19 protein-coding genes are annotated in these 21,140 nt (G+C 71.0%); 10 read left to right on the top strand and 9 right to left on the bottom strand.

The window, feature by feature from the left end; translation table 11 throughout:
* Nucleotide 1: 1 nt before the first annotated feature.
* Both ACZ7L4_RS37115 and ACZ7L4_RS37110 read right to left on the bottom strand, forming a co-directional pair.
* Nucleotides 2-1,159 carry a P1 family peptidase gene (locus ACZ7L4_RS37115; protein WP_472109454.1) on the bottom strand — a complete coding sequence of 386 codons (1,158 nt, stop codon included), beginning with the start codon at nt 1,157-1,159 and terminating at the stop codon, nt 2-4.
* A 51-nt stretch (nt 1,160-1,210) separates the two neighbouring features.
* The gene (locus ACZ7L4_RS37110) at nt 1,211-2,395 is read right to left on the bottom strand and encodes a low temperature requirement protein A (protein ID WP_472109453.1); all 1,185 of its coding nucleotides are present in this window, start codon (nt 2,393-2,395) and stop codon (nt 1,211-1,213) included.
* A 301-nt stretch (nt 2,396-2,696) separates the two neighbouring features.
* Between ACZ7L4_RS37110 and pflB the strand changes: the two genes are divergently transcribed.
* Genes pflB through ACZ7L4_RS37095 form a run of 3 tightly spaced genes read left to right on the top strand, consistent with a single transcriptional unit; the run spans nt 2,697 to nt 6,066 of the window.
* Nucleotides 2,697-4,967 carry a formate C-acetyltransferase gene (gene pflB, locus ACZ7L4_RS37105; RefSeq protein ID WP_472109452.1) on the top strand — a complete coding sequence of 757 codons (2,271 nt, stop codon included), beginning with the start codon at nt 2,697-2,699 and terminating at the stop codon, nt 4,965-4,967.
* 48 nt (nt 4,968-5,015) lie between these two features.
* Complete coding sequence (gene pflA / locus ACZ7L4_RS37100) at nt 5,016-5,819, top strand: pyruvate formate-lyase-activating protein (protein ID WP_472109451.1); 804 nt, start codon at nt 5,016-5,018, stop codon at nt 5,817-5,819.
* 46 nt (nt 5,820-5,865) lie between these two features.
* Nucleotides 5,866-6,066: a hypothetical protein gene (locus ACZ7L4_RS37095; RefSeq protein ID WP_472109450.1), complete on the top strand. Its 201-nt coding sequence runs from the start codon at nt 5,866-5,868 to the stop codon at nt 6,064-6,066.
* 19 nt (nt 6,067-6,085) lie between these two features.
* Here the strand turns inward: ACZ7L4_RS37095 and mscL are convergent, their stop codons facing one another.
* The 6 genes from mscL to ACZ7L4_RS37065 form a co-directional block, all read right to left on the bottom strand.
* Complete coding sequence (gene mscL / locus ACZ7L4_RS37090) at nt 6,086-6,550, bottom strand: large conductance mechanosensitive channel protein MscL (RefSeq protein WP_422476536.1); 465 nt, start codon at nt 6,548-6,550, stop codon at nt 6,086-6,088.
* A 117-nt stretch (nt 6,551-6,667) separates the two neighbouring features.
* The gene (locus ACZ7L4_RS37085; protein WP_472109449.1) at nt 6,668-7,093 is read right to left on the bottom strand and encodes a hypothetical protein; all 426 of its coding nucleotides are present in this window, start codon (nt 7,091-7,093) and stop codon (nt 6,668-6,670) included.
* A 298-nt stretch (nt 7,094-7,391) separates the two neighbouring features.
* On the bottom strand, nt 7,392-8,255 hold the full coding sequence (locus ACZ7L4_RS37080; RefSeq protein WP_472109448.1) for an S-methyl-5'-thioadenosine phosphorylase: 864 nt from the start codon (nt 8,253-8,255) through the stop codon (nt 7,392-7,394).
* Between the two features lie 84 nt (nt 8,256-8,339).
* Nucleotides 8,340-8,675: an FmdB family zinc ribbon protein gene (locus ACZ7L4_RS37075; RefSeq protein ID WP_472109447.1), complete on the bottom strand. Its 336-nt coding sequence runs from the start codon at nt 8,673-8,675 to the stop codon at nt 8,340-8,342.
* A gap of 69 nt (nt 8,676-8,744) precedes the next feature.
* Nucleotides 8,745-10,034, bottom strand: a complete 1,290-nt coding sequence (locus tag ACZ7L4_RS37070; RefSeq protein WP_472109446.1) for an MFS transporter — start codon at nt 10,032-10,034, stop codon at nt 8,745-8,747.
* 236 nt (nt 10,035-10,270) lie between these two features.
* A complete protein-coding gene (locus ACZ7L4_RS37065; RefSeq protein ID WP_472109445.1) occupies nt 10,271-11,728 on the bottom strand; it encodes a potassium/proton antiporter in 1,458 nt (485 codons plus the stop codon).
* A 246-nt stretch (nt 11,729-11,974) separates the two neighbouring features.
* Between ACZ7L4_RS37065 and ACZ7L4_RS37060 the strand changes: the two genes are divergently transcribed.
* Nucleotides 11,975-14,728: a penicillin acylase family protein gene (locus tag ACZ7L4_RS37060; RefSeq protein WP_472109444.1), complete on the top strand. Its 2,754-nt coding sequence runs from the start codon at nt 11,975-11,977 to the stop codon at nt 14,726-14,728.
* 69 nt (nt 14,729-14,797) lie between these two features.
* On the opposite strand, the gene ACZ7L4_RS37055 is transcribed toward ACZ7L4_RS37060, so the two are convergent.
* Complete coding sequence (locus ACZ7L4_RS37055; protein WP_472109443.1) at nt 14,798-15,430, bottom strand: 5-formyltetrahydrofolate cyclo-ligase; 633 nt, start codon at nt 15,428-15,430, stop codon at nt 14,798-14,800.
* Between the two features lie 94 nt (nt 15,431-15,524).
* On the opposite strand from ACZ7L4_RS37055, the gene galU reads away from it, so the two are divergent.
* The 6 genes from galU to sepX all read left to right on the top strand — a co-directional run bounded on the left by galU (nt 15,525) and on the right by sepX (nt 21,098).
* Nucleotides 15,525-16,427, top strand: a complete 903-nt coding sequence (gene galU, locus ACZ7L4_RS37050; protein WP_472109442.1) for a UTP--glucose-1-phosphate uridylyltransferase GalU — start codon at nt 15,525-15,527, stop codon at nt 16,425-16,427.
* A 122-nt stretch (nt 16,428-16,549) separates the two neighbouring features.
* Entirely contained in the window at nt 16,550-17,896 is a 1,347-nt protein-coding gene (gene glp, locus ACZ7L4_RS37045; RefSeq protein WP_472109441.1) for a molybdotransferase-like divisome protein Glp, read from the top strand.
* Nucleotides 17,897-17,992: 96 nt separating this feature from the next.
* Nucleotides 17,993-18,511 (top strand): cyclic pyranopterin monophosphate synthase MoaC, encoded by a 519-nt coding sequence (gene moaC / locus ACZ7L4_RS37040; protein ID WP_450809897.1) that lies wholly within the window; start codon nt 17,993-17,995, stop codon nt 18,509-18,511.
* Nucleotides 18,508-19,023, top strand: coding sequence for a MogA/MoaB family molybdenum cofactor biosynthesis protein (locus ACZ7L4_RS37035; RefSeq protein WP_472109440.1), 516 nt, complete (start codon nt 18,508-18,510; stop codon nt 19,021-19,023). The genes moaC and ACZ7L4_RS37035 overlap by 4 nt, the downstream gene beginning before the upstream one ends.
* A gap of 20 nt (nt 19,024-19,043) precedes the next feature.
* Complete coding sequence (locus ACZ7L4_RS37030) at nt 19,044-19,688, top strand: GNAT family N-acetyltransferase (protein WP_472109439.1); 645 nt, start codon at nt 19,044-19,046, stop codon at nt 19,686-19,688.
* A gap of 171 nt (nt 19,689-19,859) precedes the next feature.
* Entirely contained in the window at nt 19,860-21,098 is a 1,239-nt protein-coding gene (gene sepX, locus ACZ7L4_RS37025; RefSeq protein ID WP_472109438.1) for a divisome protein SepX/GlpR, read from the top strand.
* Nucleotides 21,099-21,140: the final 42 nt, after the last annotated feature.

Here is a 21,140-nt window from a genome sequence, read left to right as displayed (position 1 = left end):
GTTACACGGTGCCGCTCTGGCCCCCGTAGAGGTCGCTGTACGAGAGGTGGGTGCGGCCGCCGGCCGACACGGTCTCCGCCGTGCGCAGGGCCCGCACGATCGCCCGTGTCACGAGGTCGGCACCGGCCGCGAGCACCTCGTTGAGGGCGAGGGGGTTCGCGGCGTCGAGCGGTCGCTCCCCGGTGGCGAGCGCGAACACCGTGTCCCCGTCGTTCAGCAGGTGCACCGGACGTACGGCCCGCGCGATCCCGTCGTGCGCGGTGCCGGCGACCTTCTGCGCCTGGGCGCGGCTGAGGTCGGCGTCGGTGGCGACGACGGCGAGGGTGGTGTTGAGGGGCGGGGGATCGGTGGGAGCGGTGGCGCCGTCCCGCGCGCCGGCCCCGGCCGTGGCCCCTGCCGCGCGCCCGGCTGAGCCCTCCCCGTCCAGCGGCCCCGCCCCGCTCGCCGGGGGTGCAGCCGCGGCCGCTTCCGCCAGTCGCTTGCTTGCCGCCTCGTGCGCCTGCGGCGTCGGGTACGTCACCGGCCCGCGCCCCGCGAAGAACTCGCCGTACAGCGCCCCGGTGGCCGGGTCCACGGCGGAGCCCGCGGCGTTCGCGACGACCAGCGCGGAGACCGTGATCCCGGAGTCGAGGACCGTGGACGCGGTGCCGATGCCGCCGCGCAGCTTCCCTACGAGCGCGCCGGTGCCCGCGCCGATGCTGCCCTCCTGGACGGGGGCGCCGGGCTCCGTCGCGGCGGCGGCCTCGACGGCGGCGCGGCCCGTCGACGCGTCCGGCCTGGCCCGCCAGTCGCCGCCCCGGCCGAGGTCGAACACGCAGGCCGCGGGCACCACCGGCACCACCTCTCCCGGGCGGGCGCCGGCGGGGACCCCGCGTCCCCGGTCCTCCAGCCACGTCATCACACCCGACGCGGAGTCGAGCCCGAACGCGCTGCCGCCCGTGAGCACGATCGCCTCGATCCGCTGCACGAGGTTGCGTGGGTCGAGCGCGTCGGTCTCCCGGGTGCCGGGGCCACCGCCGCGTACGTCCACGGCGGTGACCGCGCCGCCCTCGGGGGCGAGCACGACCGTCGTACCGGTCAGGAACCCGTCCCCGACGCGGGTGGCGTGTCCGACGCGCAGGCCGGGGACATCGGTGAGGGCATCGTTGCGTGGCGTCATGTGCCATGCCTACCACGGCAGTTGGCGCCCGGCCGGGGCGTGCGGGCTGCGTCAGGCCGGCTGTTCCTCGGCCGCCCGCGAGGACAGCGTCACCCCGACCACCACCGTGAGCGCCGCGACGATCCCCGCCGCGAGCACCGCCCAGTGCCCCGCGAACGTGCACGCGAGCACCAGCAACGCGCTGACCGGCAGCGCCATTTGCTGCGCGGCCCCCACCTTGAAGAACCGCGCGTGCAGCGCCCACACCAGGAGCAGGAACACCGCCGACGGGACGGTCACGGCAGCGGAGGCCGCGGCCGTGGAGATGTGCGCCTTGCCCACCGCCTGCTCGACGGCGACCTCGATGCCCGCCCCGATGGACGCCGCCGACGCGAGGATGAAGAAGTGGCCGTAGCCCCATACGAACGCCTGCCGGTTGCTGCGCAGCCGGTCGTGGATCGGCACCGCGAAGTAGATCCACCAGGCGGCGAAGACGACCAGGAGACCGCCCGCCGCGATGGGCAGGAGCTCGCCGAGCGCGTCGTTCTCCTCGATGCCGGACTTCACCGCGACCGTGGCCGCGGCGATCGTCTCGCCGAGCACGATGATCGTGAACAGGCCGTAGCGCTCGGCGATGTGGTGCGGGTGCCAGGACGTGCGGCGGTCCCGCTCCGCGTACACCGGTACGCACATCTCGATGATCGCCATGGCCAGGAACACCCAGCCCTGCGCCGCCTTCGGCGTGAGCAGCAGGCCGAGCCAGCCGATCTGGCAGGCGAGCACCCCGCAGGTGTACCGCAGCGCCACCCGGCGCTCGGCCCCGGTGGTGGAGAGGGCGGCCCGCAGCCAGTGCGTGGCCATGGCGACCCGCATGATCAGGTAGCCCAGCCAGACCACCGTGTAGTTGTCGTGCGCGAACGCCTGCGAGACGCCGGCCGCGAGCACCAGGACGCCCGCGATCTGGACGAGTGTGATCACGCGGTAGACCGCGTCGTCGTTGTCGTAGGCGGAGGCGAACCACGTGAAGTTCATCCACGCCCACCAGATCGCGAAGAAGACGCGCGCGTAGTCGATCACGCCGGCGCCCGAGTGCCCCTCCGCGACCGCGTGCACCAGCTCCGCCCCGCCCTGCGCGACGGCGACGACGAAGCACAGGTCGAAGAAGAGCTCCAGCGGGGACGCGGCCCGGTGTTCCTCGTCGCGCCCCCTCTCGACCATGCGGCGGATCGGGGAGCGCTTGTCTGGCGTGGACGTCATGGGCCCACCCCAGCAGATCGGGCGGCGGCGTGGGGGAATCGGCACGCAGTCCACGCATGTGCGGCGGCCGCGAGTACCACGGAAATTCGGCACATTTCTTGTGAATGCGTTCACAAGCGGACAAGGGTCGAAGGTCCCGAGGAGAACCCCAGGTCACACCGGAGGTTTCGGCGGATCCCGGCCCGAAGCAGGGTCCTATGGTCCTGAACTCAGGACCATTGCCGCCCCTCCAGGGAGCCCCGCGGGAGTGCAATGAACACGTAGCAACCCACCGGTCGAAGAGATGGGGAAGGTGCCGCAGATGACTGCCACTCCCGCGGAAAAGACGACGCACGGCGAGGCCTGGGAAGGCTTCAAGGGAGGGCTGTGGCGCGACGCCGTCGACGTCCGCGACTTCGTCCAGCGGAACTACACCCCCTACGAGGGCGACGGCTCCTTCCTCGCGGGACCGACCGAGCGCACCACCGCCGTGTGGGACAAGCTCCTCGGGATGTTCCCCGCCGAGATCGAGCGCGGCGTCCACGACGTCGACGTGCGGACCCCGTCCCGGATCGACGCCTTCCGGCCCGGCTACATCGACGGCACGGCCGCGAATCACAACGACCTCATCGTGGGTCTCCAGACCGACGCCCCGCTGAAGCGCGCGATCATGCCCAACGGCGGCTGGCGCATGGTCGAGGGCGCCCTGAACGCCTACGGCTACGAGGCCGACCCCCAGGTCCGCGAGATCTACACCCACCTGCGCAAGACCCACAACGAGGGCGTCTTCGACGCGTACACCCCCGAGATCCGCGCCTGCCGCTCCTCCGGCATCATCACCGGCCTCCCGGACGCCTACGGCCGCGGCCGGATCATCGGCGACTACCGCCGCGTCGCCCTCTACGGCGTCGACCGCCTCATCGCCGCCAAGCAGGCCGACAAGGACGAGCTCGGCTCCGCCTGGCCCACCGAGCACGTCATCCGGGACCGCGAGGAGATCTCCGAGCAGATCAAGGCGCTCAACGAGCTCAAGGCCATGGCCATGGCGTACGGCTACGACATCTCGGGCCCGGCCACCACCGGCCGCGAGGCGGTCCAGTGGCTGTACTTCGCCTACCTCGCCGCCGTGAAGGAGCAGAACGGCGCGGCCATGTCGATCGGCCGCATCGACAACTTCCTCGACATCTACCTGCAGCGCGACATCGAGGCCGGCCGGATCACCGAGTCCGAGGCCCAGGAGTTCATCGACGACTTCGTCATCAAGCTCCGCATCGTCCGCTTCCTGCGCACCCCCGAGTACAACGACCTCTACTCCGGCGACCCGACCTGGGTGACCTGGTCGATGGCCGGCATCGGCGAGGACGGCCGCCCGCTCGTCTCGCGCACCACCTTCCGCGCGCTGCAGACCCTCTACAACCTCGGCCCGGCCCCCGAGCCGAACCTGACGGTCTTCTGGTCGCGCGAACTCCCCAAGGGCTTCAAGGACTTCGCCTCCCGGGTCGCCATCGACACCTCGGCCATCCAGTTCGAGTCCGACGAGCTGATGCGCCCCAAGTACGGCGACGACACCGCCATCGCCTGCTGCGTCTCCGCGATGGCCGTCGGCAAGCAGATGCAGTTCTTCGGCGCCCGCGTGAACGTCGCCAAGGCGCTCCTCTACGCGATCAACGGCGGCCGCGACGAGAAGACCGGCAAGCGGGTCGTCGAGGGCTTCGAACCCATCGAGGGCGAGTACCTGGACTACGGGACCGTGGCCCGGCAGTACGACGCGATGCTCGACTGGCTGGCGAGGACCTACGTCCACGCCCTCAACGTCATCCACTACATGCACGACAAGTACGCCTACGAGCGCATCGAGATGGCCCTGCACGACCAGGAGATCCTGCGCACCATGGCGTGCGGCATCGCGGGTCTTTCGGTCGCCGCGGACTCCCTCTCGGCGATCAAGCACGCCAAGGTGAAGGTCGTCCGCGACGAGACCGGCCTCGCCGTGGACTACGAGATCGAGGGCGACTACCCGGCCTACGGAAACAACGACGACCGCGCCGACGAGATCGCCCAGCGCATCGTCCACGGCTTCATGGAGAAGGTCCGCAAGCACCCGACCTACCGCAACGCCGTGCACACCCAGTCGGTGCTGACGATCACCTCGAACGTCGTCTACGGCAAGAAGACCGGCAACACCCCGGACGGCCGCCGCGCGGGCACCCCCTTCGCCCCCGGCGCCAACCCGATGAACGGGCGCGACGAGCACGGCTACATCGCCTCCGCCCTGTCGGTCGCGAAGCTGCCCTACGACGACGCCGAGGACGGCATCTCGCTGACCAACACGATCACCCCGGACGCCCTGGGCCGCACGCCCACCGAGCGGATCGGCAACCTGTCCGGCGTGCTCGACGGCTTCATGGCCAGCGACGGCTTCCACATGAACGTCAACGTCCTCGACAAGGCGACCCTGGAGGACGCCATGGAGCACCCGGAGAACTACCCGCAGCTCACCATCCGGGTCTCCGGGTACGCGGTGAACTTCGTCCGCCTGACGCGCGAGCAGCAGCTGGACGTCATCAACCGCACCTTCCACGGCTCCCTCTGAGCCGCTCCTCCCGACCGAGACACCCCGAAGGACACGAGGAGGAACGCCATGACCGTGCTGCTCACCCAGAACCTCACCGCGAACGCCGCCGCCACCCCGGCCGCCGCCGCGACGCACCGGCCCATCGAGGGCTCGGTGCACTCCTGGGACCTGTCGACCGGCGTCGACGGGCCGGGCACCCGCTTCGTGACGTTCCTCTCCGGCTGCCCGCTGACCTGCCTGTACTGCCACAACCCCGACACCTGGAAGATGCGCGACGGCAAGCGCACCGCCGCCGACTCGATCGTCGCCGAAGCCGCCAAGTACACCCGGTTCATCGAGGCGGCCGGCGGCGGCGCCACCATCAGTGGCGGCGAGCCCCTGCTCCAGCCGGTCTTCGCCGGCGAGCTGCTGCACCGCTTCAAGCACGAGCTGGGCCTGCACACCGCCCTCGACACCTCGGGCTTCCTCGGTGTGCGCGCCACCGACGCCCTGCTGCGCGACGTCGACCTCGTGCTGCTCGACATCAAGTCCTGGGACCGGGACACGTACAAGCACGTCACCGGGCGTCCGCTGCAGCCCACCCTCGACTTCGCGCACCGGCTCGCCGACCTCGGCAAGAACGTGTGGGTGCGCTTCGTGCTCGTCCCCGGCCTGACCGACGACCCCGCCAACATCGAGGGCGTCGCCGCCTTCGCGGGCTCCCTCGGCAATGTCTCCCGGGTCGACGTGCTGCCCTTCCACAAGCTCGGCGAGGCGAAGTGGCAGGCGCTCGGCAAGACCTTCACGCTGCACGACACCCCCTCGCCCACCCCCGAGCAGGTCGCCTCCGCCAGGGCGATCTTCGAGTCCCACGGCCTCACGGCCGTCTGACCCGGCGCTCCGGGGGCCGTCGCCCCCGGCGACGTACCCTGGAGCCATGAGCAGCCCCGCCCCCGACCCCGCCAAGCGCGATCCGAAGAAGCGCGACCCCAAGGCCGCCCTGATCTTCGACGATCCGCTGTCGGCGCAGTCCTCCGACGACACGGACCGCGGCTGGGGCGAGCGGCCGACGGCCGACGACAACAGCGCCGCCGACCTGGCCCGCTTCCTCGACGAGAAGCCGCCCCACCACATCTGAAGGGCCGCGGCGAGCCCTGCTAGGGCTCGGTGTGGCCAGAACCGCGCTGCGCCACGAGCGCGTCGCGGATCTCCTTGAGCACCTCCAGCTCGGAGACCTCCAGGACTTCCTGGGTGCCTTCCTTCTCGGCCTTCTTCGCGGCCTGCCGGGCGAGGTACTTGGCCATCGGCAGCACCATCAGGAAGTACACGACGGCGGCCGTGATCAGGAAGCTGATCGCGGCACTGAGAACCGTGCCCCACATGATCTGGATGCTGTCGTCGCTGCCCTTTTCGCACGTGCCCTTCAGGCAGTACGCGTACTTGTTCAGGTCCTGCGTGCCGAACGCGCCGACGATCGGGTTGATGACCCCTTCCACCACCGCGTTCACGATGTTGGTGAACGCGGCGCCGATGACCACGGCCACCGCGAGGTCGATCACATTGCCCCGCATGAGGAAGGCCTTGAAGCCTTCCCACAGGCTCGGTCCGTTGTTCTCGCTCACCAGAAGGCCTCTCTTCACATGTCCAGGTTGTGGAGCAAACGCTTCCGCAACCTACGACAGTTCGGGTCAGACCTGTCCAATTCGGTAGCTCGATCGGGGGACTTGGGGAGATATACGTCACCACACCGTCACCGCCAACCTAGAGGCGGCTCCGGCGCCCGCGAGCCGCGTCGCGGTCGCGCGCTCCACCGTCAGCACGACCAACGCCCCGCCCGCCGCGGAGGTTTCGCCGACATCGCCGTCTTGACCGAGAGTTGGCCCCGGCTTCGGAACGGACGCCACGCGGGCGCCGGACGCGAGCACCCGCACCCCAGGCCCACCGTCCGCCCGCGCCGCCACCACGTCGACCCGGTCGCCCGGCCGCAGCAGCCGCACCGCGCCCGCGTCCGCGATCCGCACCGGCGCCGACACCGTCACGGCGGACGCGGCGGCCCGCCCGCCCGGCGCCGAACTCGTATGCGGGGGCTCGGGTCCGCCTCCCGCGCCGGACGACGGCACCGCGGCCGCCAGCGCCGCGGCGGTCAGGACGAGCCCCGCCGCCACGGCCGGCCGGTGTCGACGCCGACCCGGGCGCCCCGGCCGCCACCGCGCGCCGCGCACCCGCACGGGAGGGAAGGGCGGCACCTCGGACGTCGGGGGAATGCCGAGCTCGTACGGGACAGGTACAGATGCGGACACAGTCGTCACCGCCTGCGGATCGGTCGGGCCGGACGGGCACCGCGCCCGTCTCGCCGAACACGATCCGCCTCCGCGCCGTATCCCGCCGACGCCCGTGCACTACCGATCGGTTGTGGACAACTCCCTCACCCGAGGGGGTAGTTCCGGCATCGGAACCCCGGCATCACGGCAGCCGGAACCCCGGATCCATCCCGCCGAGCGCCCCCGCGCACGGGCAGTCCCGCTCCGCGTCCGCCGGCAGCCCCGCCACCGCGTCGAACAGCACCGTCCGGAGCCGGTCCACATTGGCCGCGAACACCTGGAGCACCTCGTCGTGCGAGACGCCCTCGCCGCTCTCCGCGCCCGCGTCCAGGTCCGTGACGAGGGTCAACGACGTGTAGCAGAGCTCAAGTTCACGGGCGAGCATCGCTTCCGGGTGCCCGGTCATCCCGACCACCGACCAGCCCATGGCGGCATGCCAGCGGGACTCGGCGCGGGTGGAGAACCGGGGCCCCTCGACCACCACGAGCGTCCCGCCGTCCACCGGCTCCCAGCCCTTGCCGCGCGCCGCCTTCACCGCGACCCTGCGCCCCGCGGGGCAGTAGGGGTCGGCGGGCGAGACGTGCACGACGTTCGGCACGGTCCCGTCCGGAAGCGGCCGACCGTCGAAGTAGGTCTGCGCCCGCGACTTCGTACGGTCCACGAACTGGTCGGGCACGAGCAGTGTTCCCGGTCCGTACTCGGGCCGCAGGCCGCCCACCGCGCACGGGCCGAGGACCTGGCGCACGCCGACCGAGCGCAACGCCCACAGATTGGCGCGGTAGTTGATGCGGTGCGGCGGCAGGTGGTGGCCGCGGCCGTGCCGGGGCAGGAAGGCGACCCGGCGTCCCGCCACCTCACCGAGGAAGAGCGAGTCGCTCGGCGGCCCGTAGGGGGTGTCGACGCGGATCTCCGTCACGTCGTCCAGGAACGAGTAGAAGCCGGAGCCGCCGATCACGCCGATCTCGGCGGCGGCACTTGTGTGTACGTTCCCTGAGTTGGTCGCCATGGCTCAGCACAGTAGTCACGCGGGGAACGCCGAAGACCCTGTCGTCCGAAGACGACAGGGTCTCGTAAGAATTCGCGGCGTGGCTTACGCGGCGGACGACGTCGAAGAGCTCGAGGAGCCGGCCGAGGTCGAAGAGGTCGACGTCGACGGCTTCGCGTCCGAGGACGGCTTCGAGTCGGAGGACTTCGACTCGGAACCGGTCGACGACTTCGAGGCCGACGCCGGGCTGCTGCTCGACGAGGAGCCCCGGCTGTCGTTGCGGTAGAAGCCGGATCCCTTGAAGACGATGCCGACGGCCGAGAACACCTTCTTGAGGCGGCCGTTGCAGCTGGGGCACACGGTCAGGGCATCGTCGGTGAACTTCTGCACCGCCTCGAGGCCCTCGCCGCACTCGGTGCACTGGTACTGGTAAGTCGGCACTGTGTCTTCCTCCTGGCACTCTCACTCATTGAGTGCTAACGACGATCCATAGTGACCTATTCCGCGGGATCAGTCCACTGCCACGGGCTCGCGGTGACCCACACCACGTGCCACGGTCCGCCCCGCGGAGGGCGGCGTGAGCTTCGAGCGCAGCAGGAACATGACCACCAGGGCGAGCACCGTGCCGCCCATCGGGACGAGGAATCCGGCACCGTCCCAGAGGCGGTCCTCCAGCTGTCCCGCCACCGACACGGCGGCCGCCTGGCCGAGCGCGACGGCCCCGGTCAGCCAGGTGAAGGCCTCGGTGCGGGAGCCCACGGGGACGATCTTCTCGACCAGCGTGTAGCCCGTGATCAGGGACGGCGCGATGCACACGCCGACCAGCAGGCCGAGCCCGGCGAGCAGCACCACGGACTGCGCCGCCCACAGCCCGGAGGCCATGACGGCGAGCGCCGTGTAGCCGACGAGGAGCCGGCGCTGCGGGGCGACCTTCCACGCGATGGCGCCGCAGACGAGGCCGGAGAGCATGTTGCCCGCGGCGAAGATCCCGTACAGGACGCCGTTGAGGCCGGGCTCGCCGATCGACTCGGTGTACGCGGCGAGCGAGACCTGCATGCCGCCGAAGACGGAGCCGATGCCGAGGAACGTGACGATCAGGACGCGCACACCGGGGACGCGGAGCGCGGAGCTGTGCTGCACGCGCGCGTGCTCCGCCAGGCCGGCCACGGGAGGCTGGGTGCCCTTCTGGGCGGCGAACAGGAGGCCGCCGACGAGCGTGAGCGCCGCCTCGGTGACGAGGCCCGCGGCCGGGTCGATGCCGGTGCACAGGGCCGTCGCGAACAGCGGGCCGAGCACGAACGTGAACTCGTCGGTGACCGACTCGAAGGCGGCGGCCGTCTGCATCAGGGGCGAACCCTGCAGCTTCACGCCCCAGCGGGCGCGCACCATGGGCCCGATCTGCGGTGTCGAGGCACCCGTGGGCACGGCGGCCACGAACAGCGCCCACGTAGGCGCGCCGGACAGCGCGAGCACGGTGAGCGTGAGTCCCGCGGCGGAGTGCACGAGCACGCCGGGCAGCAGGACGGCCCGCTGCCCGAAACGGTCGGCCAGCTTGCCGCTGTAGGGAGCGAAGAGCGCCATGGCGACACCGGTCGTCGCGGAGACCGCGCCCGCGGTGCCGTAGGAGCCGGTGGTGTGCTGCACGAGCAGCACGATGGAGATCGTGAGCATCGCGAACGGCTGGCGCGCCGCGAAGCCGGGAAGCAGGAACGTCCAGGCTCCGCGGGTGCGCAGGAGCTGCCCGTAGCCCGGGCGCTCGGCCCGCTGGTCGGATCCGGTGACCGTGTCCTTCTGTGGCACGGCCTTGCCTTTCTGCCGCCTGGTAGCGCGGCCGCCCTCTGGTCGAGAAGGCGTCGCGCCGAGAGCCGTCCTCATGCGCCGGGAACCGAGTGATACCTACGGTCCGCGCCAGGAGAGGCCCTGGGCCAAGCAGGTCAGGCCGTGAAGCACAGTGCTGCAAGGGGACCGCGGCCGCTTTGCGGTCGCGCCGGCTCTACGTCAGGCAGAGTCGGTCGTACATGGTCTGTGCATCCATGCTAACGGGCTCCCGGGCCCGCGGTGCCCAACCAGCCGGCCAGCTTGCCGCCGAGGGCGACGGCCCGCAGGCGCGCCTCCGCGGCGTCCCGCACCGGGTCGGTGGCGACGACCAGGAGTTCGTCGCCCTTGCGGAGCACGGTGGTCGGGGCGGGCACGGAGGAGGTGCCGTCGCGGACGACGAGCGTGACGGCGGCGCCCTTGGGCAGCCGCAGCTCGCCGACCTCCACGCCGTGCATCCGTGAGCCCTCCGGGATGGACACGGACAGCAGGTGGCCGCGCAGCCGCTCCAGGGGAGCCGATTCGATGCCGAGGTCGGCGGCGTCGGAGGAGCCGGCCAGGCGCAGCTTCCCGGCGAGCCACGGCAGCGTGGGTCCCTGGATGAGGGTGTAGACGACGACCAGGACGAAGACGATGTTGAAGATCCGCTGGCTGTCGGCGACGCCCGTCACCATCGGGATGGTCGCCAGGATGATGGGCACGGCGCCGCGCAGCCCGGCCCATGACATGAGGGCCTTCTCCGCCCACGGTATGCGGAAGGGCACCAGGCTGACGACGACCGACAGGGGCCGCGCGACCATGGTGAGGACCAGGCCGATGAGGAGCGCGGGCACGATGTCGTCGGCCAGTTCGTGCGGGGTGACGAGCAGGCCGAGCAGGACGAACATGCCGATCTGTGCGATCCAGCCGAGGCCCTCGGCGAAGCCGCGGGTGGCGGGCCAGTGCGGCAGCTTGGCGTTGCCCATCACCATCGCGGCCAGGTAAACGGCGAGGAATCCACTGCCGTGGGCCATGGCGCCCGCGGCGTACGCGGACGTGGCGATGGCCATGACGGCGATCGGGTAGAGGCCGGAGGCGGGCAGGGCCACGTGCCGCAGGCCGAAGGAGCCCAGCCAGCCGACCGCGAGGCCGATGGCGGCGCCGATGGCGAGCTCCAGGGCGATCTCGCCGATGAGGACGTACCAGTGCTCCATGGGGCCGGCGGCGGAGAACGCGACGACGAGGATGACGACCGGGGCGTCGTTGAATCCGGACTCCGCCTCCAGGACACCGGTGACGCGCGCGGGGAGCGGCACCCTACGGAGAACGGAGAAGACCGCCGCCGCGTCCGTGGAGGAGACCACGGCGCCGATGATCAGTGCCTGTTGCCACGCGAGGCCTACCAGATAGTGCGCGCCTGCCGCCGTCACGCCCACGCTCACCGCGACGCCCACGAGCGACAGGGCTGCGGCAGCGGGCAGGGCGGGCTTGATCTGTTTCCACTTCGTGCCCAGACCGCCCTCGGCGAGGATCACGACGAGCGCCGCGTAGCCGATGACCTGGGTCATCTCGGCGTTGCTGAAGTCGACGTGGCCGAAGCCGTCCTGGCCCATGGCGACGCCGATGCCGAGGTAGAGCAGGAGGCTGGGCAGTCCGCTGCGCGAGGAGATGCGCACGGCGGCGACCGCCACGAGCAGCACGAGGGCGCTGACGAGCAGGAGCTGGTTGAGCTGGTGGACAGTCAGGGGCCGTTCCTTTCAGGAGGGGCACTGCGACAGGCAAGTTACTTCGTTACCTTACCTAATCGTTAACGCTTTCTTGATGCCGGATACGTCACGCCGTTCTCCGTAGAACCCCGCTTCCCCACTCCGCGTCCGGAGCCACTGCGCACTGCTCGTAAGGTTGCTCTCGCCCCGCCCGGTTAGCGAAGGACAGCAAGGACCGCGATGCCCTCCACTACGAACGCCTCTGCCGGCAGCCCGCCCGGCAAGAAGAAGGGGCGCCGAGCCCGACTGATCGTGATCGTGCTCGTGTTGGCCGTTCTCGCGGGCATCGGATTCGGTGCCTACTGGAGCGTCGACAGCGTCCGCGCGTCCATGCCGCAGACGACGGGGTCCATCCAACTCGACGGGCTCGACGGACCGGTGCAGGTCAAGCGGGACAGCTACGGGATCCCGCAGATCTACGCGTCCACGGACCACGACCTGTTCATGGCGCAGGGCTATGTGCAGGCACAGGACCGGTTCTACGAGATGGACGTGCGGCGCCATACGACCTCCGGTCGGCTCTCCGAGATGTTCGGCAAGGGCCAGGTCAAGACCGATGAGTTCCTGCGCACCATGGGCTGGCATCGCGTGGCGCAGAAGGAGTACGACACCAAGCTGTCGCCCTCGACCAAGAAGTACCTCCAGGCGTACTCCAAGGGAGTCAACTCCTACCTGGGGGGCAAGAGCGGCAAGGAGATCTCCGCGGAGTACGTCGCGCTCGGTTTCGAGAACGACTACAAGCCGCAGAAGTGGTCGCCGGTCGACTCGGTGGCCTGGCTCAAGGCGATGGCCTGGGACCTGCGCGGCAACATGCAGGAGGAGATCGACCGCTCGCTGATGACGAGCCGGCTCGGCCCGAAGCAGATCGCCGACCTGTACCCCGACTACCCGTACGCGCGGCACAAGCCGATCGTGCAGGAGGGCGGGTACAACAGCGCCACGAAGTCGTTCGACGCGTCCTCCGGCGGCGGTACGGGCACGCAGTCGGCCGGGGCGGCGGGCACCGGCCTGGCGGGCGGCACACAGGCCCCTGGCGGCCTCCAGAGCCAGCTGGGCGGCCTCTCCAAGGTCCTGGACGAGATCCCCGACTCCGCGGGCCTCGGGCCCAACGGCAACGGCATCGGCTCGAACTCGTGGGTGGTCTCGGGCGACCACACCATCACCGGGAAGCCGCTGCTCGCCAACGACCCGCACCTGGCGCCGCAACTGCCCTCCGTCTGGTACCAGATGGGCCTGCACTGCACGAGCGTCTCCAGCAAGTGCCAGTACGACACCTCGGGTTACACCTTCGCGGGCATGCCGGGCGTGGTCATCGGCCACAACCAGAACATCTCGTGGGGCCTGACCAACTCGGGCGTCGACGTCACCGACCTGTACCTGGAGAAGTTCAGCGGCGACGGCTACCTGGTCGACGACAAGACCGTGCCGTTCAAGACCCGCAAGGAGACCATCAAGGTCGCCGGCGGCGAGTCCAAGACGATCACGGTGCGCGAGACCGACAACGGGCCGCTGCTGTCCGACCGCGACTCCGAACTCGTCAAGGTCGGCAAGAAGGCCGGCGTGGACGCGGCGGCCCCCGACCGGGGCGACGGCTACGGCATCGCGCTGCGCTGGACCGCGCTCCAGCCGGGCAACACCATGGACGCCGTCTTCAACCTCGACAAGGCGTCGAACTGGTCCGAGTTCCGCAAGGCGTCCGCCGACTTCCAGGTGCCCTCGCAGAACCTCACCTACGCCGACACCGAGGGCAACATCGGTTACCAGCTGCCGGGCCGGATCCCGACCCGCGGCGAGGGCGACGGCTCGCTGCCGTCCCCCGGCTGGGACTCCGAGTACCGCTGGACCGGCTACATCAAGCAGTCCGAGCTGCCCTACGAGTTCAACCCGAAGCGCGGCTACATCGTGACCGCCAACCAGGCCGTGGTCGACGACAGCTACCCGTACACGCTGACCAAGGACTGGGGCTACGGCACCCGTAGCCAGCGCATCACCGACCTGATCGAGTCGAAGATCAAGGACGGCGGGAAGATCTCCACGGACGACATGCGCACCATGCAGATGGACAACAGCAGCGAGATCGCCAAGCTCCTGGTGCCCTATCTGCAGAAGATCGACGTCAAGGACAAGGACGTCAGGGACGCGCAGCAGCTCCTGGAGAACTGGGACTACACGCAGAACCCGGACTCCGCCGCCGCGGCCTACTTCAACTCGGTGTGGCGCAACATCCTCAAGCTCGCCTTCGGCAACAAGCTGCCCAAGGAACTGCGCGTCGACGGCCAGTGCCTGAGCGTCGAGCCGGTCGACAAGACGGGCCCCGCCGACGAGGACCGCAAGGTCCGCGAGTGCGGCGAGCGGGACACGCACTCGGCGCAGCCGGACGGCGGTGACCGTTGGTTCGAGGTCGTCCGCAAGATCATCAAGGATCCGAAGAACGACTGGTGGAAGACGCCGGGCAGCCGCACGAACGACCCCACCGAGAACCGTGACCAGCTGTTCGCCCGCGCCATGGAGGACGCCCGCTGGGACCTCACGGCCAAGCTCGGCAAGGACATCGACACCTGGAGCTGGGGCCGGCTGCACAAGCTGGAGCTGAAGAACCAGACCCTCGGCACCGAGGGACCGGGCTGGCTGCAGTACGTGCTCAACCGCGGCCCCTGGAAGCTGGGCGGCGGCGAGGCGGCCGTGAACGCGACCGGCTGGAACGCCGCGGGCGGCTACGGGGTCGACTGGGTGCCGTCCATGCGGATGGTGGTCAACATGGCGGACCTCGACAAGTCGAAGTGGATCAACCTCACGGGCGCCTCGGGGCACACCTTCAGCGACCACTACACGGACCAGACCGAGAAGTGGATCAAGGGTGACCTGTTGCCGTGGAACTTCTCCGAGAAGGCCGTCGGTGACAGCACGGAGGACTCGCTGGTCCTGAAGCCGTAACAGCGATGAGCACCGAAGGGGCCTCCACGCGCGCGTGGAGGCCCCTTTCGCATGTGTGGTGCTGGGGTGTCAGAACCGCCGCACGCCCGAGGGTGTCACCACCGCGTCCACGGCCTTGTCGTGCGCCTCCTGGGGGAGCTGCGCGACGACCTCGCTGTCGTGGAGCAGCACGACCAGCGCGGGCCGCGCACCGGCCGCCTCCAGGCGCGCGAGCACCCGGTCGTACGAGCCGCCGCCGCGGCCGAGCCGCATCCCGCGCGCGTCCACGGCGAGCCCCGGCAGCAGCACCGCGTCGGCCTCCAGGACGGCATCGGGGCCGAGCCGCTCGCCGCCGGGCTCCAACAGGGCCATCTTTCCGGGGTGCCGCACCGTGGTGAGCGAGGCCGCACCCTCGTACGCGCCCCAGTCCAGGTCGTTGTCGGGCAGCAGGGCAGGGAGCAGCACGCGCGTGCCGCGCGCGCGGAGGGCGTCGAGGAGCGCGCCGGTCCCGGGCTCGCCGCCCACGGAGACGTACGCCGCCACCGTGCGGGCCCGTGCCAGCTCGTCGAGTTCGAGGGCCCGGCGGGCCACGGCCCGCTCCGTCTCCCGTACTTCATCCTCCGTCAACGCGCTCCTCACCCGGAGGAACTCCCTGCGCAAGGAACGCTTGTCAGGGTGGGCGCCGCGCGGTTCCGCCGCGGGGTCATCGGTGTGCGGACTCATAGCCGGGTCACAAACCTCTCCTATTCGACGCATATATGTGCCTACAAAGCGGACCCACAGATTCCGCCCATAGCAGCCGGATATGGTGACCCGCATGACTGACGCGCACACCAGGATCACCAAGGCTGTCATCCCCGCCGCGGGCCTCGGCACCCGGTTCCTGCCCGCCACGAAGGCGACCCCCAAGGAGATGCTCCCGGTCGTCGACAAGCCGGCGATCCAGTACGTGGTCGAGGAGGCCGCGTCGGCGGGGCTCGGCGACGTACTGATGATCACAGGTCGCAACAAGCGCCCGCTGGAGGACCACTTCGACCGCAACCACGAGCTGGAGGCGGCGCTTCAGAAGAAGGGCGACGCGGGCCGCCTGGCCAAGGTCCAGGAGTCCAACGACCTGGCCACCATCCACTACGTGCGCCAGGGCGACCCCAGGGGCCTCGGCCACGCGGTCCTGTGCGCCGCCCCGCACGTCGGCGACGAACCCTTCGCGGTGCTGCTCGGCGACGACCTGATCGACCCCCGCGACCCGCTGCTCCAGAAGATGGTGGAGGTCCAGGAGGAGCACGGCGGCAGCGTCATCGCGCTCATGGAGGTCGAGCCCTCCCAGATCCACCTCTACGGTTGCGCCGCCGTCCAGGCCACCGAGGACAGCGCCGTCGTGCAGGTCACCGACCTGGTGGAGAAGCCCGACCCGGCCGACGCCCCCTCCAACTACGCGATCATCGGCCGCTACGTCCTCGACCCCGCCGTCTTCGACATACTGCGCAAGACCGAGCCCGGCCGCGGCGGCGAGATCCAGCTCACCGACGCGCTCCAGCAGCTCGCCGCAGACGAGAAGATCGGCGGCCCCGTGCACGGCGTCGTCTTCAAGGGCCGCCGCTACGACACCGGCGACCGCGGCGACTACCTCAAGGCGATCGTCCGCCTCGCGTGCGAACGTGAGGACCTGGGACCGGAGTTCCGGACCTGGCTGCGCGGCTACGTCGCCGAGGAGATCTGACACCCCGCTCCCCGGCGGACCTGCGCCCCGGTACGGAACACCACCTCCGGGGCGTCACATCCGGCCCGTGGTAGTAACACCGGAGTAGCAGAAAGACCGGCACGAGGAGCAGGGGAGCAGCAGTGAACAGTTTCAGTGCCAGCGAGGGCCAGGCACAGATCTGGTCGGTGGACGAGCATCTGGAGGACATCCTCGCCGCCGTCCACGCGCTCGACCCCATCGAGCTCCAACTCCTCGACGCGCAGGGCTGCGTGCTCGTCGAAGAGGTGACGGTCCCGCTGTCCCTGCCGCCGTTCGACAACAGCTCGATGGACGGCTACGCGGTGCGCGTCGCGGACATCGCGGGCGCGAGCGAGGAGTTCCCCGCCGTGCTCACGGTGATCGGCGACGTCGCCGCGGGCCAGGCCGAACAGCCCACCGTCGGCCCCGGCGAGGCCGCCCGCATCATGACGGGCGCCCCGCTGCCGCCCGGCGCCGAGGCCGTCGTCCCCGTCGAGTGGACCGACGGAGGGCTCGGCGCGGGCCCCGTCACCTCGATGCCCGCCCACAGCACCGCCCCTGAGGGCGCGTCGGGCGAGGTCCGCGTGCACCGCCCCGCCGAGGCACGCGCGCACGTACGCGCGCAGGGCAGCGACGTCCAGGCCGGCGACCGGGCACTCACCGTCGGCACCGTCCTCGGCCCGCCGCAGATCGCGCTCCTCGCCGCCATCGGCCGCGGCACCGTACGCGTGTGCCCGCGCCCGCGCGTGGTCGTCGTCTCCACCGGAACCGAACTCGTCCAGCCCGGCGAACAGTTGGCGCCCGGCCAGATCTACGACTCGAACAGCTTCGCCCTCACCGCCGCCGCCCGCGACGCCGGAGCCATCGCCTACCGGGTGGGCGCGGTCTCCGACGACGCCGAGACGCTCCGCTCCACCATCGAGGACCAGCTCATCCGCGCCGACCTCATCGTCACCACCGGCGGCGTCAGCGTCGGCGCGTACGACGTGGTCAAGGAGGCCCTGACCGGCATCGGCGACCCGGAGGACGAAGAGGGCATCGGGGCCGGCAGCGGCGTCGAGTTCCGCAAGCTCGCCATGCAGCCCGGCAAGCCGCAGGGTTTCGGTTCCATCGGCCCCGACCACACCCCGCTGCTCGCGCTGCCGGGCAACCCCGTGTCGTCGTACGTCTCCTTCGAACTGTTCGTACGGCCCGCGATCCGCGCCCTGATGGGCCTGCCCGCGGACGCCGTGCACCGCCCGAAGGCCCGCGCGACCCTCACCGCCGACAAGGCGCTGAGCTCGCCCTCCGGCCGCCGCCAGTTCCTGCGCGGCGTGTACGACGCCGAGGCCGGCGAGGTCGCCCCCGTCGGCGGCGCGGGCTCCCACCTCATCGCGGCGCTCGCGCAGGCCGACTCGCTGATCGTGGTCCCCGAGGACACGACGTCGGTGGAGCCGGGCGCCGAGGTGGACGTGGTCCTGCTGGGCTGACAGGGCCGACTGTCGGAGGCTCGCGATAGCGTGTCGCGCACAAATCGTCCGGCGCGCCGCACCGCGCACGGCTCGGATCGGGAGCGCCACAGCACCATGAGCACTTCGCAGAATCAGCAGGACCAGCAGGACCGGACCGACCGGCTCACGCACATCGACGAGGCGGGCGCCGCCCGCATGGTCGACGTGTCGCAGAAGGACGTGACCGCGCGCACCGCCCGCGCCAGCGGCCGCGTCCTCGTCTCGCCGCGCGTCGTGGAGCTGCTGCGCGGCGAGGGCGTGCCCAAGGGCGACGCGCTCGCCACGGCGCGGATCGCGGGAATCATGGGCGCCAAGCGCACCCCCGACCTGATCCCGCTCTGCCACCCGCTGGCCGTGTCGGGGGTCAAGCTCGACCTGTCCGTGGCGGACGACGCGGTGGAGATCCTCGCCACCGTGAAGACCACGGACCGCACGGGCGTCGAGATGGAGGCGCTCACCGCGGTCTCCGTCGCCGCGCTCACCGTCGTCGACATGGTCAAGGCCGTCGACAAGGGCGCCGTCATCTCCGACGTCCGGGTCGAGGAGAAGACGGGCGGCAAGTCCGGCACCTGGAACCGGGAGGACCGGGCATGACCGACAGCTACCGCGCCCTCGTCGTCACGGCCTCCAACAGGGCCGCCGCCGGGGTCTACGAGGACAAGGGCGGCCCGCTGATCGCCGCGGGCCTCAGAGAGCTGGGCTTCGCCGTCGAGGGCCCCCAGGTCGTCCCGGACGGCGACCCCGTGGAGGCCGCCCTGCGCGCCGCGATCGAAGCGGCGTACGACGTCGTGATCACCACAGGCGGCACCGGCATCTCGCCCACCGACCGCACCCCCGAGGCGACGGCCCGCGTCCTCGACCGGGAGGTACCGGGCATCCCGGAGGCGATCCGCGCGTACGGCCGCGAGAAAGTGCCCACGGCGGCACTCTCGCGTGGCCTCGCGGGGGTCGCCGGGCGCACACTGATCGTGAACCTGCCGGGTTCCAGCGGGGGCGTGAAGGACGGGCTCGCCGTCCTCGGGCCGCTGCTGACCCACGCCGTCGACCAGATCCACGGCGGCGACCACCCCAGACCCGACGTCCAGGCACCCGGGGGTGCGCACTGAACAGCCCGTCGTGGCCCGTCGTGCTGGTGGAGGGCGAAGTCGTCCTCCGCCCCATAAGGCTGCGCGACCAGCGCGCGTGGCGTGAGGTGAACCGGCGCAACCGCGACTGGCTGCGCCCCTGGGAGGCGACCATCCCGCCGCCCACGCCGAGCGGTCCGATCACCCACCGCCCGACATACCGTCAAATGGTGCGCCACCTGCGCTCGGAGGCGAACGCGGGCCGGATGCTGCCCTTCGTCGTCGAGTACCAGGGCCGCCTCGTCGGGCAGTTGACCGTCGCCGGGATCACCTGGGGGTCGATGTGCTCGGGCCATGTCGGGTACTGGGTGGACCAGTCGGTGGCGGGCCGCGGCGTGATGCCGACGGCCGTCGCCCTCGCGGTCGACCACTGCTTCCGGACCGTGGGACTCCACCGCATCGAGGTCTGTATTCGGCCGGAGAACGGGCCGAGCCGCAGGGTCGTGGAGAAACTCGGATTCCGCGAGGAGGGCCTGCGTCCACGATATCTTCACATCGACGGGGCCTGGCGCGACCACCTTGTCTTCGCGCTCACCGCCGAAGAGGTCCCGGAGGGGCTCCTGAAGCGACGCCGTCGTGAGCGACGGGGCAATGCCGCAGGTCCGAGTGCCCCCAATACGGTCGATCCGGGCGCCCCCTCGAAATGAAATAAATGTTCGAAATTGATCGATGAGGCACCGTCAGGGGTCATTGAATTCCCCCGAAGGTCGGCCCGTTGATCACATCCATCGCAAAAAAGCTCGGATTATCAGCCAGATCGTGCGACACACCGGCTCAATTGGCGGATGGCCCCGCGTAAACCCCTCTACGGTGTGTCCGTGAGCAGCAGCGGCCTCATCTACGCAGTCATCGTCGGGGCCTGGGCCGCCTACTTGGTGCCGATGTGGCTCCGTAGGCAGGACGAGTTGAACGAAGCCCGTCCGACGGAACGCTTCAGCACCGCCATCCGGCTTCTCTCCGGCCGGGCGGGCATGGAGCGCCGGTACGCCAAGGACCTGCAGGCGCGCTCGCCCGAGTCGGACGAGCGGCGCGGCGACCCGGTCGACCCGGACGCACCCACCGAAGGGGTGGACGTCCGGGACGTCGGCATGTCTCCGTCCGGGGAGCGGCGTGCCCCGCACCCGGGACGCGAACGTCGCGAAAGCCGTGAACATCCCGATTCCGCCCGAGAGTTCGCGGAACCGGCCCACGAGCGCGCGGAACCCGCCCGCGAACCCGAACCGGCGGCCGAGCCCGAGCCGCCCGCCAAGCCCCGCGCCGCCCGCGCCACTTCCGCCGCCGCGGCCGAGGCGCAGGCCGCACGCGCCCGGCGCACCAAGGTGCTCGCGCGCCGCCGCCGCACAACCGTGCTGCTCTTCGCCGCCTTCACCATCGGCGCCGTCGTGGCCGCCGTCGGGGGTGTCGCGTTCCTCTGGGCGCCCGCGGCCCCCGCCCTGCTCCTCAGCGCGTACATCGTCTACCTGCGCACCCAGGAACGACGCCGCTTCGCCTACGTCATGGACCGCCGCCGCGCCGAGGTCGCAGCGCAGCGCCTGCGCGAGCGCCAGCCGCGCAGGCGGCAGCCGGCCGCGGCGCGCGCGGCGGCCGAGGACCAGGAGGATGGCCCATCGGTGGACGGGACCGCCACCGACCCCGGCCTCGAGGCCCTCGCCGCCGACCGCCGCGCCCTCGTCGAGCAGACCGACCATCAGGAGTGGGTCGACCAGCAGCGCGAACGGCAGCGCCACCCGGGCCCCGGCGACAGCTGGGACCCGGTCCCCGTGCCGCTGCCCACCTACGTCACCGCCCCCGTCGCCCCCCGCGCCACCGGCGGCATCGACTACAACGCGCCCGAGACGTGGAGTTCCGCCCGCTCCTCCGCGGCGGAACAGGCCGCGCGGCAGGAGGAGCAGGCCACCGAGCCCGCCCCGGAGTCCGCCGAGCCGGTCGCCGACGACGGCCGCAGCGACGCCCGCCGCGCCGCCTCCGCGCGCCGCTCCCGCGAGCGCGGACGGACCCCGCTCTTCGACCAGTTCGACGACGGGGCCGACGGCCGGCCGCGCGCCGCCAACGAGTGAGCCGGACCACTTCGGAGCCCGCCCGGCTGACCAGCCAGGGAA

The sequence above is a fragment of the Streptomyces sp. NPDC107575 genome (assembly GCF_055657265.1).
Note: the sequence above shows the minus strand (reverse complement) of the source record. Positions and strands in the feature narration are given on the sequence as shown.

What these genes read in the sequence shown, in the direction of transcription:
- ACZ7L4_RS37110 (WP_472109453.1), bottom strand. Translation starts at nt 2,395, where the DNA reads ATGACGTCCACGCCAGACAAGCGCTCCCCGATCCGCCGCATGGTCGAG.
- ACZ7L4_RS37060 (WP_472109444.1), top strand. Translation starts at nt 11,975, where the DNA reads ATGCCCTCCACTACGAACGCCTCTGCCGGCAGCCCGCCCGGCAAGAAG.
- moaC (WP_450809897.1), top strand. Translation starts at nt 17,993, where the DNA reads ATGAGCACTTCGCAGAATCAGCAGGACCAGCAGGACCGGACCGACCGG.
- pflB (WP_472109452.1), top strand. Translation starts at nt 2,697, where the DNA reads ATGACTGCCACTCCCGCGGAAAAGACGACGCACGGCGAGGCCTGGGAA.
- ACZ7L4_RS37095 (WP_472109450.1), top strand. Translation starts at nt 5,866, where the DNA reads ATGAGCAGCCCCGCCCCCGACCCCGCCAAGCGCGATCCGAAGAAGCGC.
- ACZ7L4_RS37080 (WP_472109448.1), bottom strand. Translation starts at nt 8,255, where the DNA reads ATGGCGACCAACTCAGGGAACGTACACACAAGTGCCGCCGCCGAGATC.
- ACZ7L4_RS37055 (WP_472109443.1), bottom strand. Translation starts at nt 15,430, where the DNA reads ATGAGTCCGCACACCGATGACCCCGCGGCGGAACCGCGCGGCGCCCAC.
- galU (WP_472109442.1), top strand. Translation starts at nt 15,525, where the DNA reads ATGACTGACGCGCACACCAGGATCACCAAGGCTGTCATCCCCGCCGCG.
- ACZ7L4_RS37115 (WP_472109454.1), bottom strand. Translation starts at nt 1,159, where the DNA reads ATGACGCCACGCAACGATGCCCTCACCGATGTCCCCGGCCTGCGCGTC.
- ACZ7L4_RS37035 (WP_472109440.1), top strand. Translation starts at nt 18,508, where the DNA reads ATGACCGACAGCTACCGCGCCCTCGTCGTCACGGCCTCCAACAGGGCC.
- pflA (WP_472109451.1), top strand. Translation starts at nt 5,016, where the DNA reads ATGACCGTGCTGCTCACCCAGAACCTCACCGCGAACGCCGCCGCCACC.